Source organism: Polynucleobacter acidiphobus (assembly GCF_003065385.1).
Taxonomy (GTDB): domain Bacteria; phylum Pseudomonadota; class Gammaproteobacteria; order Burkholderiales; family Burkholderiaceae; genus Polynucleobacter; species Polynucleobacter acidiphobus.
The window spans coordinates 1,037,971-1,050,953 of record NZ_CP023277.1; the positions used below are offsets into that span (position 1 = coordinate 1,037,971).

Annotated in this window: 13 protein-coding genes and 1 pseudogene; 1 reads left to right on the top strand and 13 read right to left on the bottom strand. The window is 52.4% G+C overall.

Annotated elements, in window-relative coordinates; translation table 11 throughout:
* Positions 1–38 precede the first annotated feature (38 nt).
* Genes hisS through ndk form a run of 4 tightly spaced genes read right to left on the bottom strand, consistent with a single transcriptional unit; the run spans position 39 to position 4,189 of the window.
* Positions 39–1,325 carry a histidine--tRNA ligase gene (gene hisS, locus AOC32_RS05520; RefSeq protein ID WP_108508517.1) on the bottom strand — a complete coding sequence of 429 codons (1,287 nt, stop codon included), beginning with the start codon at positions 1,323–1,325 and terminating at the stop codon, positions 39–41.
* The gene (gene ispG / locus AOC32_RS05525) at positions 1,312–2,580 is read right to left on the bottom strand and encodes a flavodoxin-dependent (E)-4-hydroxy-3-methylbut-2-enyl-diphosphate synthase (protein WP_108508518.1); all 1,269 of its coding nucleotides are present in this window, start codon (positions 2,578–2,580) and stop codon (positions 1,312–1,314) included. The genes hisS and ispG overlap by 14 nt, the downstream gene beginning before the upstream one ends.
* A 21-nt stretch (positions 2,581–2,601) precedes the next feature.
* Entirely contained in the window at positions 2,602–3,756 is a 1,155-nt protein-coding gene (gene rlmN / locus AOC32_RS05530; protein WP_108508519.1) for a 23S rRNA (adenine(2503)-C(2))-methyltransferase RlmN, read from the bottom strand.
* A gap of 7 nt (positions 3,757–3,763) precedes the next feature.
* Positions 3,764–4,189: a nucleoside-diphosphate kinase gene (gene ndk, locus AOC32_RS05535; RefSeq protein WP_108508520.1), complete on the bottom strand. Its 426-nt coding sequence runs from the start codon at positions 4,187–4,189 to the stop codon at positions 3,764–3,766.
* A gap of 269 nt (positions 4,190–4,458) precedes the next feature.
* Between ndk and AOC32_RS05540 the strand changes: the two genes are divergently transcribed.
* Positions 4,459–5,160 carry a Bax inhibitor-1/YccA family protein gene (locus AOC32_RS05540; RefSeq protein WP_108508521.1) on the top strand — a complete coding sequence of 234 codons (702 nt, stop codon included), beginning with the start codon at positions 4,459–4,461 and terminating at the stop codon, positions 5,158–5,160.
* A 45-nt stretch (positions 5,161–5,205) separates the two neighbouring features.
* On the opposite strand, the gene AOC32_RS05545 is transcribed toward AOC32_RS05540, so the two are convergent.
* The 9 genes and pseudogenes from AOC32_RS05545 to dnaX form a co-directional block, all read right to left on the bottom strand.
* Positions 5,206–5,763: a peroxiredoxin gene (locus AOC32_RS05545; protein WP_108508522.1), complete on the bottom strand. Its 558-nt coding sequence runs from the start codon at positions 5,761–5,763 to the stop codon at positions 5,206–5,208.
* 39 nt (positions 5,764–5,802) lie between these two features.
* Positions 5,803–7,179 carry a 23S rRNA (uracil(1939)-C(5))-methyltransferase RlmD gene (rlmD, locus tag AOC32_RS05550; RefSeq protein ID WP_234409705.1) on the bottom strand — a complete coding sequence of 459 codons (1,377 nt, stop codon included), beginning with the start codon at positions 7,177–7,179 and terminating at the stop codon, positions 5,803–5,805.
* A gap of 17 nt (positions 7,180–7,196) precedes the next feature.
* Positions 7,197–8,009, bottom strand: coding sequence for a 3'-5' exonuclease (locus tag AOC32_RS05555; RefSeq protein WP_108509358.1), 813 nt, complete (start codon positions 8,007–8,009; stop codon positions 7,197–7,199).
* Positions 8,010–8,034: 25 nt separating this feature from the next.
* Positions 8,035–8,868 carry a peptidoglycan DD-metalloendopeptidase family protein gene (locus AOC32_RS05560; RefSeq protein WP_108508524.1) on the bottom strand — a complete coding sequence of 278 codons (834 nt, stop codon included), beginning with the start codon at positions 8,866–8,868 and terminating at the stop codon, positions 8,035–8,037.
* Positions 8,865–9,488: pseudogene (locus AOC32_RS05565) on the bottom strand (protein-L-isoaspartate(D-aspartate) O-methyltransferase); the annotation flags it as partial. The pseudogene AOC32_RS05565 and the gene AOC32_RS05560, both read right to left, overlap by 4 nt.
* 26 nt (positions 9,489–9,514) lie before the next feature.
* Complete coding sequence (gene surE / locus AOC32_RS05570) at positions 9,515–10,300, bottom strand: 5'/3'-nucleotidase SurE (RefSeq protein WP_108508526.1); 786 nt, start codon at positions 10,298–10,300, stop codon at positions 9,515–9,517.
* A gap of 20 nt (positions 10,301–10,320) precedes the next feature.
* Entirely contained in the window at positions 10,321–10,953 is a 633-nt protein-coding gene (gene recR / locus AOC32_RS05575; RefSeq protein ID WP_108508527.1) for a recombination mediator RecR, read from the bottom strand.
* 6 nt (positions 10,954–10,959) lie between these two features.
* Positions 10,960–11,283, bottom strand: coding sequence for a YbaB/EbfC family nucleoid-associated protein (locus tag AOC32_RS05580; protein ID WP_108508528.1), 324 nt, complete (start codon positions 11,281–11,283; stop codon positions 10,960–10,962).
* 23 nt (positions 11,284–11,306) lie between these two features.
* A complete protein-coding gene (gene dnaX, locus AOC32_RS05585; protein ID WP_108508529.1) occupies positions 11,307–12,971 on the bottom strand; it encodes a DNA polymerase III subunit gamma/tau in 1,665 nt (554 codons plus the stop codon).
* Positions 12,972–12,983: the final 12 nt, after the last annotated feature.

Here is a 12,983-nt window from a genome sequence, read left to right on the forward strand (position 1 = left end):
TTCTTCAATTGTTTAAACGCTTATTTTATGCTGTGTGACTAAGAATCCACCAAAGCATCCACCACGGCCACCAATAAGCCAGCTAGTGGTACGGCATGTTGCTCACCCGTGCCACGTAGATTCTTTAACTGCGCCTCATCACGGGCGAGTTCATCAGGACCAATAATGAGAGCCAATTGCGCACCACTGGCATCGGCTTTCTTCATTTGGGATTTAAAGCTGGCACTCTGTCCATCGGGTGGGCAATGCAAAATCACATCGATGCCAGCACTACGCAGCGCCTCTGCGGCAATCATGGCTTGCACCAGAGTATCGCCGCCTTGATGCAAGACATACACATCGCATACGGGTTCAGCATCAGGAGCGCTTTTCGAGATCGCCATCAGATCGAGCACACGCTCCATACCCATCGCCCAACCGCAGGCTGGCGCACTCTTGCCACCCATGCGTTCCATCAAGGGATCGTAGCGACCACCACCAGCGATCGTGCCTTGGGCACCCAATGCTTCGGTAGTCCACTCAAACACAGTGAGGTTGTAATAATCCAAACCGCGCACCAGTCGTGGGTTGATCTTAAATGGAATGTTGTTGGCCTTCAAAAGCGTTTGTACTACTTCAAAGTGGGCTAAGGACTCTGAACCCAAAAACTCCAAGAGCTTGGGGGCGCCCTCAATCAGAGCCTGCATCGCTGGATTCTTCGAATCCAAGATCCTCAATGGATTGGTTTGCAAACGCCGTTGCGAGTCCTCGTCCAATTGGGCCTGGTGTTGCGTGAAGTAATCAACGAGCGCTTGGCGATGCGCGGCGCGTTCGGGTGCTTCACCTAAAGAGTTGAGTTCTAAACGCACACCTTGCAAACCCAGTTCATCCCAAAGCCGCTGGCCCATCAAGATGATCTCAGCATCGATGTCTGGGCCTGCAAATCCAAGCGCCTCAATCCCAAATTGATGAAACTGCCGATAGCGACCGCGCTGGGGACGCTCATGCCGGAACATCGGGCCCGTGTACCAAAGACGCTTGGGGCCGTCATAAATCAGATTGTGTTCAATCGTAGCGCGCACGACCGCCGCGGTTCCCTCGGGTCGCAGTGTGAGTTGCTCTCCATTGAGGCGATCTTCAAAGGAGTACATCTCCTTTTCGACAATGTCGGTCACCTCACCAATACCGCGTTGGAAGAGTGCAGTGGACTCCACAATCGGTGTACGAATCTGTTCATAGCCGTAGGCTCGGGTGAGATCCGCTAAGGTGCGCTCGAGATAAGACCAAGCCGCTGCATCCTTTGGCAGCAGATCGTTCATGCCGCGGATGGCATTAATTTTTTGCATGGTAATTGGCTTTGACGTACTCGTCGACAATTAGTTGAAATTCTTCGGCGATGCCCTCACCGCGTAAGGTTTTAACCTTCACACCATCGACAAAGACTGGGGCTGCGGGGCTCTCACCAGTACCTGGTAGAGAGATGCCGATATTGGCGTGCTTACTCTCGCCTGGACCATTGACGATGCAACCCATCACTGCCACGTTCATGTTCTCCACGCCGGGATGGGTTTTCTTCCACACCGGCATTTGTTGGCGTAGATACGATTGGATCTTGGCAGCGAGTTCTTGGAAGGTGGTGCTCGTGGTGCGACCGCATCCAGGGCAGGCAATCACCATCGGCGTGAAATTGCGTAATCCCATGGTTTGCAAGATCTCTTGGCCAACGATCACCTCGTTCTCACGCGGCGCACCAGGATCAGGAGTTAAGGAAATACGAATCGTATCGCCAATCCCTTCTTGTAAGAGTACTGCGAGTGCGGCAGTGGATGCCACGATGCCTTTGCTACCCATGCCCGCTTCCGTGAGCCCGAGATGCAAGGAGTAATCACAGCGCCGTGCGAGATCGCGATAGACCGCAATGAGATCTTGCACACCACTGACTTTGCACGAGAGCGTAATCTGATCAGGGTTCATGCCGAGCTCAACCGCCTTACTCGCCGATTGAAGTGCCGACTGAATCAACGCTTCAATCATCACCTCTTGAGAGGTTTTGGGAGTGGCCAGCTTGGCGTTCTCATCCATGATCTGAGCGAGTAACTCTTGATCGAGACTACCCCAGTTCACCCCAATGCGGATTGGCTTGTCGTAATGGCAAGCAGCTTCGATCATTTGTGCAAATTGCGGGTCGCGCTTAGCGCCCTTACCCACGTTGCCAGGATTAATACGGTACTTCGATAAGGTCTTGGCGCAATCGGGATAGTCTTTGAGTAAGGTATGACCGTTGTAATGAAAGTCACCAATCAGTGGCACCTTCACATCCATCTTATCAAGTTGCTCGCGGATATAGGGCACTTGTGCTGCGGCTTCTGGGGTGTTCACGGTAATACGCACCAGCTCCGATCCGGCACGTGCCAACTCCTTCACCTGAATCGCGGTTGCAATCGCATCCTCGGTGTCGGTATTGGTCATCGATTGCACTCGCACCGGGGCGTCCCCACCAACCGTCACGCGGTTATCACCCCACGCTACCACCGACTGGCGCGATACGCGGCGTGGTAATGGTCCGAGGGGTAATGGGGGTAAGCAATTATTTTTCGTCATTATGGTATCCAATAACGATCATTATCGTCCCTGAAACTGAATCACCTGCTCATTGAGTGCTTGCATACGCTCAGCACGGCGAGTTCGATCAATCACATCGCCTGCCAACTGTCCGCAGGCAGCTGCGATATCGTCACCGCGGGTCTTACGCACGGTGGTTACCAGATCAGCATCTTGCAAAATTTGGGCAAACTGTTTGACCCGCTCAGCGGGTGAGCGTTTTAAGCCTGAGGCTGGGAATGGATTAAAGGGAATGAGATTTAATTTGCAACGCAAGCCCTTTAGGAGTTTGATTAATTCTTTGGCATGCTGGTCTTGGTCATTGACGCCATCGAGCATGCAGTACTCAAAGGTAATGAAGTCGCGCGGTGCAAATGGTAAGTAGCGATCGCATGCGGCGATTAGTTCTTTTAGAGGATATTTTTGATTGAGCGGCACGAGCTCATCGCGCAGAGCATCGTTGGGTGCGTGCAAGGATACGGCCAGAGCCACCGGGCAATCCTGGGCCAAGCGATCCATCATGGGGACCACACCCGAGGTAGAGACGGTAACACGGCGGCGTGAGAGTCCATACGCATGATCATCGAGCATTAAACGCAATGCCACGAGCACCGCATCGTAGTTGAGCAAAGGCTCGCCCATGCCCATCATCACCACATTCGTAATGACACGACCCTGCGCTTGCTCCGCACAATCATCATCCAGCCTGCGAATCGCATGGGGGTCGTCCCGCAGATGATGCTCAGCAAACCAAAGTTGTCCAATAATCTCGGCCGGGGTCAGATTACGGGCAAAGCCTTGGTGACCGGTGGAACAAAATCGGCAGTTGACAGCACAACCCGCCTGTGAGGAGATGCACAATGTGCCGCGATCATCCTCAGGGATATAGACCATCTCAACGGCATTGCCAGCCCCCACATCCAGTAACCACTTGCGGGTGCCATCACCGGCTTTCATATCCTGGATGACTGGCAGACTAATCACATCTGCTTCTTGGGCGAGTTGATGACGAAAGGATTTGGCTAGATCGGTCATCAGCGCCACGTCACTGACGCCGCGCTGATGCACCCACTGCAAGAGCTGCTTCGCCCGAAAGGGCTTCTCGTTTAATCCCGCAACGTACTCTGCCATCTTGGCAGCATCAAAATTGAGTAAGTTCGTGCGGCTTGAATTCAATGGTGAATTAACGTGCGTAGATGTTCATGCCAGGGAAGAAAAAGGCGACTTCCACTGCAGCGGTCTCTGGTGCATCGGAACCATGCACGGCATTAGCATCAATGCTATCTGCAAAGTCAGCGCGGATCGTTCCCTTGTCGGCTTTCTTGGGATCGGTCGCGCCCATCAGCTCACGATTTTTAGCAATCGCGTTCTCGCCCTCAAGTACCTGAATCATCACTGGACCCGAGATCATGAAGCTCACGAGATCTTTGAAGAAAGGACGCTCTTTATGCACGGCATAGAACTGCTCAGCTTCATTTTTTGAGAGGTGCGCCATTTTGGCGGCGACGATCTTCAAACCCGCTTGCTCAAAACGAGCATAGATTTGGCCAATCACGTTCTTCGCGACTGCGTCAGGTTTGATGATGGATAAGGTGCGCTGAATTGCCATGCAAAAACTCCAATGAGGTTGTGTAAAACGGTTTTTCGGTTTTATTGAATCATTTGTCAGCAATACTCGGTATTGCGATGCGAAATTATACGTTGTTTTTAGGGTTTTAGCCCCCATTCCTACTCCTAAGCCATTGAATTTCTTAGGTATATCACCTAAAGACCCTAATACCAACGGACTTCTTGTCACAAAGCTCTTGATTTTTATATGTTTTGTCTATACTTAGTGACTATCAAGTCCATGTTGGACTTACTTTAAGGAGCTACTCAATGAGTGATCTGAATTCGTATGGTTTTGGTCGTGGTGCTGCAGTTGCAACTGCCCAATCCCGTAACCGTGTCCTAAGAAACACCTACGCCCTCTTGGCACTCTCGATGGTGCCTACCGTGATCGGTGCGTGGCTGGGTGTGGCCATGGGCTTTACCTTCTTCGAAGGTAGTCCATTCATGGGCGCGATTATCTTCTTGGCAGTTGCCTTTGGTTTCTTCTGGGCAATTGAGAAGAACAAAGATACCGGTATGGGCGTCGTGCTCTTGCTGGCGTTTACCTTCTTCATGGGCGTGATGCTTTCACGCTTGATCGGCATGACCCTGGGTAGCTACAGCAATGGTGCTGCTCTCATCATGGGTGCCTTTGGTGGCACAGCTGCAATCTTCACCGTGATGGCGTCGATTGCTACGGTCTCCAAGAAAGACTTCTCGGGCATGGGCAAGTTCCTTTTCGTGGGTGTCATTCTGTTGATCTTGGCTTCTTTAGCCAACATCTGGTTGCAGATCCCTGCCCTGATGCTCACCTTAATGGTTGTAGCAATTGCAATCTTCTCCGCGTTCATCCTGGTGGATGTGCAGCGCGTGGTTAATGGCGGTGAGACCAACTACATCATTGCAACCTTAGGTATCTACCTGAGCATCTACAACATCTTCTCCAACCTCTTGGCTCTCTTGGGCATCTTTGGTGGAGACCGCGACTAATAGCAACATCGTCCTGCGGTAACTTAGGGCGCTTCGGCGCCCTTTTTATTTCTTGCTCTTTAAGTAATCCAATACCCAAGCCGGATCACTATCGCTTGGGAAGATTGGGTAATGTACTGCCTCAATATGCCCATCATTGGTAATCAGGGTCACGCGTTTGAGTAAGGTCATCCCTGCCGCTACAAAGGTTGGCAAGTTGAGGGCCTGCTGGAACTGATATTGCTCATCGCTCAGAACCTGAAACGGCAAATGTAAACGCGTAGCCATCTCGCGCTGGTAATCAGTGCTTTGCACACTGAGGCCAAACACATTGGCATTGAGGTCCTGTAACTCTTGGTAATGATCCCGAAAGGCACAACTTTGCGGTGTGCAGCCACGCGCACCTGGGATTTGATCCCACCCTTGCGGTAATGGCACGTTAGGCTGACCGGTCATGGGGTAGCAATAAATGACCAAGCGCCCACGTAGTTGTGAGAGGTTCACCATCGACCCATCGGTTGCCAACAAGGCTACATTCGGTAAAGCCATTCCGACCAAATGTTTACAAGCCCCGTCGTCTTGGGGAACAGGTAGATCAGTGGGCAGTTGGTTGAGGTTGGTCATGGTATATGCGTGTTGATGAACTCACACAATACCCGACTTTTATCCCGGTCGATCAAACACCGCAATCGATTCAATATGCGAGGTGTGAGGGAACATATTGATGATCCCTGCTTTGCTCAGGGTGTAATTGAGTTCGTGCGTCAGAATCGCTGCATCGCGTGCGAGTGTTTTGGGATTACAAGATACATACACGATGCGTTTCGGTAGGTTTGCTGTTGGTAGATCTTGCATCGCCTTACAAATTTCCATAGCGCCCTCTCGTGGCGGGTCAATCAGCCATTTATCAGCCTTGCCCCAGCCATTGAGATCCGTGGCCGTGACCTCAAAGAGATTGCTCTGACTAAATTGGGTTTTGTGATCGAGTTGGTTATGACGGGCGTTTTGCAGAGCGCGCTGGGTTAGAGTCTTGCTCCCCTCAATGCCGAGTACTTCCTTAGCTAGGGTTGCAATGGGCAGTGTGAAGTTTCCAATGCCACAGAAGAGATCGATCACGCGATCACTCGCCTGGATATCCAGTAATGCAATGGCTTTACTAATAAGTACTTGATTGACTGCGTGATTGACTTGGGTGAAGTCTGTTGGCAGAAACGGCAAGGTGACCCCGAACTCTGGCAAGGTGTAACTCAGAGACTGCTCAGTAGGGTAAAACGGTTTGGCGCTCTCAGGCCCTTGGGGCTGTAACCAAATACCAACCTGATGGTATTTGGCAAATGCCTCCAGATTCTTGAGATCGGTGGGTGTCAGGGGTAGCAAATGCCGAATCACTAAGGCAATTTGGGTGATGCCCGGTTGGCTTATGTCTTCTCCAACAGCAAACTCAATTTGCGGCACGCGATCACGGATGCTGAGTGAACCCACCAGTTCCCGCATCGACACCAAGAGGTCTGAGATTCGTTTGGGGATGACTTCGCAGGTGAGCATGTCTGCCACATAACTGCTGTTGTGTTCATGAAAACCCACCAAGATCGTGCCCTTTTTAATCGAGCGATCGATCACACTCAAGCGCCCTCGATGGCGATAGTGCCAAGCGGGTCCTGCAATCGGTCGCAGGATCTCGTCGGGCTTAATCCGTCCGATGTGCCACAGATCATCCTCTAAGATCCGTTGCTTGATCGCAATCTGCGCAGCAAAATCCAGATGCTGCATGCTGCAGCCTCCGCAGGTCCCAAAATAGGTGCAGCGAGGTGTGGTCCGATAGACCGCGGGTTTAATCAGCTCATGAAGTTTGGCTTTGGCAAAGCGGGCTTTCTCCCGCGTGATGGTGTAGGTCACGCGCTCGGTGGGCAATGCCCCCCGAATGAAAAGTACTTTGCCGCCCTCTTCATTCGATTGCCGTGCGACTCCTTGTGCATCAAGATCCAAAGAGTCAATCGTGACGATAGAAGATGCTTCTGGCATCCGTGCTTCCGCGCTCATTCTGACCTTGATGGGTGCTAGTGACTAAAACCGGCTAGGTACTCGGTCCAAGGTGCTTTACCCTGCTTGGCATCCTGCTCGAGTTGCTGCTTCACGTAGGCCAGTTCTTCGTCGTACTCATCGGCAGTAAAGCCGCCACGCATCTGTTGAAAGCGGCAATACACTAAATAGGTATTGACTACGTCGGTCTCGCAATACTGTCGGATTTGCTCGATCTCTCCACGTTGGTAGGCAGGCCATACTTGCGAGCCGTCCATGCCTAGTTTTCCTGGAAAGCCACATAACTTGGCAAGTGCGTCGAGCGGTGCATTAGCACGCGCATTGTGCTTCGCTAAGACATCCATCAGATCAATATGGCGCATGTGGTAGCGGTTGATGTAATTGTTCCATTTGAAGTCTTTGCTATCGCTATCCATGCTCTCACCCATCTCCCAATACCGTGGAGCAGCTACTTGATTAAGGAGCGCTCGGTAGTGCAAGACCGGTAGATCAAAGCCGCTTCCATTCCACGACACTAATTGAGGGGTGTATTTTTCAATGAGTTCGTAGAAAGCTTGAACGAGGGTTTTCTCATCATCGGCTGCGGTTCCAAGGCTGCCAACCTTAAATTGCGGTAAGCCCTCTTTGGTGGTTCTGCGGATCACGCAGGAGATCGCAATGATCTTTTGCAGATAGAGGGGTAAGAACTCATGGCCGGTTTGGGCGGCACGTTCATCCATCGCGGCCTTTGCGACCTCAGCATCGCTCATGGAGTCTGGATAAGAATGAAGGACCCGCAATCCGGCGACATCCGGAACGGTCTCAATATCAAATACTAGTACGCTGGGGATCGATTTAGCCAAGCGGGTTTTGCAGTTATTGCAAATATTGCATTGGGTTAACGGGCTTGCCGTTCATGCGCACCTCAAAGTGCAACTTCACCATATTGGCGTCAGAGTCGCCCATCTCGGCGATGCGTTGACCCTTGCGAACGTTCTCACCCTCTTTTACTAAGAGTGTGCGGTTATGGGCATAGGCCGTGAGATAGGTGTTGTCATGCTTGACGATCACCAGATTGCCATAACCTCTTAGGCTGTTGCCGGCGTAGACCACTTTGCCATCGGCTGCTGCTTGAATGGGCTCGCCCATCTTGCCGGCAATATCAATACCCTTGTTCTTGGCCTCATTGAACTCTTCAACCACTTTACCCTTTGCAGGCCATGAGAGCTTAATGGGTGGATCGATCGCATTCGCTTTGGGCTCAGCAACTACCACCTCTTTTTCTTCTATTTTCTTGGTGGCAACTTTACTATCGGCTGGCGCTTTACTGTCAGCGGGTTTAATCGGCTCAATGGGCTTGGTTGTTACCCGAGCCGTACTTGGCGGTGGCTTCACCCGCAAGACCTGATCGACCTCAATCAAATTAGGGTCGGTGATGTTATTCCATGCTGCAATGTCCCGATAAGACTGTCCGTTATCGAGCGCAATCCGAATCAAGGTGTCGCCACGCTTGACCCGATAGAACCCTGGAGGAACTGGCTCTTGAGCAGGTGCGCTGGCTACCGGTGCGCTGCGATCCGTAATCGTAGCCGGCTTGGTTCTTGGTGGTGTTGAGCACGCTGCAAGCCCAAAAGCGATAAGCGCTACTAGAGCGGTTTGGCCGAAGCGAATCGCGGATCGGGATTGTGGGCTGTCATGCAATGGGTTCATATCACCCCTGATTGTAAGGGCACAAAAAAGACCTCATCAAGTGCGGTCCTTTGATAGCGGTGGGAGCTCACCCGCTCAATGAGTAAGAGCTGTTGCTCGGTCTCACTTTTAGAGACCGGGGCAATGAGTCGTCCCCCAATCGCCAGTTGATCCAATAAAGGGTCTGGTACCCCCAATCCCGCCGCGGCGAGGATGATTCCGTCAAAGGGGGCTGCTTGGGGTAATCCTCGGATTCCGTCGCCATAGATGAGGCGCAAATTAGCGATCCGGAAGGGTCGTAATTTGGTACGGGCCAGATCATGCAAAGCGCGTACCCGCTCAATGGAATACACCTCTTGTGCTAATAAACTCAGTACCGCCGCTTGGTAGCCACACCCCGTTCCAATCTCGAGCACCTTGCCCAAGGGTTGTTTGTTCTTGTGCAAGAGCTCAATCATACGAGCCACTACCGAGGGCTTAGAGATGGTTTGATGATGACCAATCGGTAATGCAGAGTCTTCATAGGCTTGCGCGTGCAGTCCAGCATCGATAAACGAGTGACGGGGTACCGTGGCTATGGCTTGTAAGACCTGCGGGTTCTTAATCCCCGCCTCATGCACCTTGCGTGCGAGGTCTTGGCGATGCCCGGCAAAGCGCTCAGCCGCTTTCATCCGCGGTCCCAGCCCGAAGCACGCATACTCGCTTGGCGGGCATGGTGTGTGAGATCGAGTTGCATGGGGGTAATTGAGATGCATCCTTCATTAATCGCATGAAAATCTGTTCCCGGGGAGATATCGCGGGCTTGGCCTGCAGGGCCGATCCAATAGATGTCCTCACCGCGTGGATTTTGTTGCACGATCACCGGTTGCGAGTGATGGCGTGTTCCCAAGCGGGTCACACGCCAGCGTTTGAGTTGCTCATAATGGCCATTGGGAATGTTGACGTTTAGTAAGGTGGCGATGCCATCACCGCGCTCCATCGGCTCTTGCAGAGCCTGGGTCACGATGTCACGCGCTGCCTTTGCCGCATCCTCAATTTGGGCCCAACCGCGATCAACTTGTGAGAACGCAATCCCAGGCACCCCAAACATCACGCCTTCAATTGCAGCAGCCACGGTGCCGGAATACAGAACATCCTCACCCATGTTCTCACCTTGATTAATTCCGGAGACCACGAGATCCGGTTTACTCTCTAAAAATCCGGTCATGGCCATGTGTACGCAGTCGGTCGGTGTGCCGTTCACAAACAGAAATCCATCGCGCTCACCACCGGCCACCCGATGAATACTCAAGGGTCGAGAGAGTGTGAGTGAGTTCGATGCACCGCTGTGATTTTGCTCGGGCGCCACAATCGTTAACTTCCCTAAGGGACGTAGTGCATTGACCAAAGCGAGTAAGCCAGGAGCTAAATAGCCATCGTCATTACTCACTAAGATGTGTGGGACTTTACTCATAGATGCTTTCGTATATGGATTTAGCTGATGGAGCGGCGATCAAGTAAAGCGCGAGCTAAGGTACCAGCATCGACATACTCCAACTCGCCACCCACCGGAATGCCGCGGGCAATGCGGGTCGCTTTGATGCCTTTGATCTTTAAGACCTCGCCAATGTAATGCGCAGTGGCTTCACCCTCACTCGTAAAATTAGTAGCCAGCACCACCTCACGTACGGGTCCACCGAACTCCGGCTTCTCAATCCGATCAAGCAAACGGTCAAAGTGGATCTCATTGGGGCCCATGCCATCCAGTGGTGAGATACGACCCATCAGCACAAAGTACTGACCTTTAAAACTCATAGTTTGCTCAACCATCACCTGGTCGGCCGGGGTCTCCACCACGCACAGCAAAGCGGGGTCGCGACGTGAATCGCTGCAGGTCGTGCATAGCTCCAGTTCAGTGAAGGTGTTGCAACGCTGACAATGTCCAATCGACTCGACTGCCTCACCCAATGACTGGGCTAGAACCGCGGCACCGTTGCGATCATGTTGCAATAAGTAATACGCCATACGCTGCGCTGATTTGGGGCCAACGCCGGGCAAGACCCGCAAGGCCTCCACCAAACGACTGAGTGCGTCTTGAGGCTCGTTTGGTGATTTGGTCCGACTCATCCGACTTTAGAACGGTAACTTAAATCCGGGGGGCATCGGCATCCCAGCGGTCGCGCCCGACATGAGGGCTTGGCTAGCCGCTTCAGCCTGCTTGAATGCATCGGTATACGCAGTGACCACCAGATCTTCGAGCATCTCGCGATCATCCATTGCTGCTGGATCAATTTGCACCCGCTTCATCTCATACTTGCCACTAATGGTGACCTTCACCATGCCGCCAGCGGCTTGACCCGTAAGCTCTATGGCATTGAGCTCTTCCTGAGCGCGCTTCATCTTCTCTTGCATTTGCTGGGCTTGCTTCATTAAGCCCGCAATTTGACCTTTCATCATGGTGTGCTTCTCCGCTATTGAAATTAATTAATGGGACGAACCGAGCCTGAGACCACTTTGGCCCCAAACTCGCGCTCAAGCTCTTTTAAGAATGGATCCTCAGCAATTTGCTCTTCGGCATTGAGTTTTTTCTCTTCGTAGATCTGGGCGTCCACCTTAGCAATTGTGTGATTAGCCTTACCCTCACCCAATTGCAGCTTCACGGGTTTACCGTACTGCGCCCGCAGGGTCTCCCCAAAACGGGCGAGCGCATCATCCGTTGCCAGTTGTGGCATCGCAGTCGTCAGAGTAATAAAGAGTGTCGTTGGGGTATCGCGCCACTCCACCAGTTCGGTTTGGTGAGCAAGTTGCTGCAAGAGCCCTCGCAGTGGCAGGTTTCGGACGAGCGCATGCCAATCGGGTTTGATCTCACTATTGAGGTTCGGCGCATGAGTAGCCGTCTCGAGCGCAGTATTTGCGACAGTACTTGCAACACTCTTTGCAGCCGGCTTTCCTTCTACTGACTTGTTTGCAGGAGCGGCTGGTTTAGGAGTTGCTTGCGTAGCAGCCTTCGGTGCGCTGTTCGCTGTTACTGACGTGCTGCCACTGCCACCGGGCTTGAAAGCTAACATTCGTAGAAGCGCCATCGCAAATCCAGCTTGCTCATCGGGAGCCAATGACAAATCGGCCCGACTGGTGATGGCAATCTGATAAAAGAGTTGGGTTTCTTCGGGAGTAAAGGCCTTTGCAAGCCTACGAATCTCATTTGCCTCTGGCCAATCGTCTAATACAGAGTCTGGCACGATCTGGGCGGTCGCTATTTTGTGTAAGAGACTGGCTAGATCTTGCAATGCTAGGGAGAAGGACATGCTGCGCAAGCCCATCTCTTCCGCAATCTCGTTTAATGTCTTGCCATCTTTATTCTGTAGAGCATCCAAGATCTTGATGAGATAGGTCTCATCAATCGTGCCCAGCATGGTGCGGACTGCAGCCTCCGTGACCGGTCCTGCGGCATAGGCGATGGCTTGGTCGGTAAGCGATAGCGCATCGCGCATGGATCCCTGGGCAGCTTTCGCAATCACGCGCAAGGCGTTGGGCTCCGCATTGACCGACTCCGACCCCAAAATCTGCTGCAGGTGCTCTACGATCAGAGGCACTGGCATTTGTTTGAGATTGAACTGCAAGCAGCGAGAGAGTACGGTGACCGGCACCTTTTGGGGATCGGTAGTCGCCAGAATGAATTTCACATGGGGTGGCGGCTCTTCCAGGGTCTTGAGCATGGCATTAAAGGCATGCGTGGAGAGCATATGCACCTCGTCGATCATATAGACCTTAAAACGGGCACTGCTGGGTGCATAAGCGGCTTTCTCCAATAGAGAGACCATCTCATCGACACCACGGTTGCTTGCTGCATCCATCTCGATGTAATCAACAAAGCGTCCGGCATCAATCTCGGTGCAGGCTTGGCATTGGCCACACGGTTCTGAGGTCATTTGTCCTTTGCCATCTATTCCTGTGCAATTGAGGGCTTTAGCCATAATGCGTGAGATGGTGGTCTTCCCCACTCCACGGGTGCCCGTGAATAACCACGCATGGTGTAGGCGGCCTTGATCTAAGGCGTGGGTTAAGGCTTTGACTACGTGATCCTGACCCACCAGTTCAGTGAAGGTTTTGGGGCGCCATTTACGAGCCAGTGCAAGTGCAGTCATGGGCTCAATTCT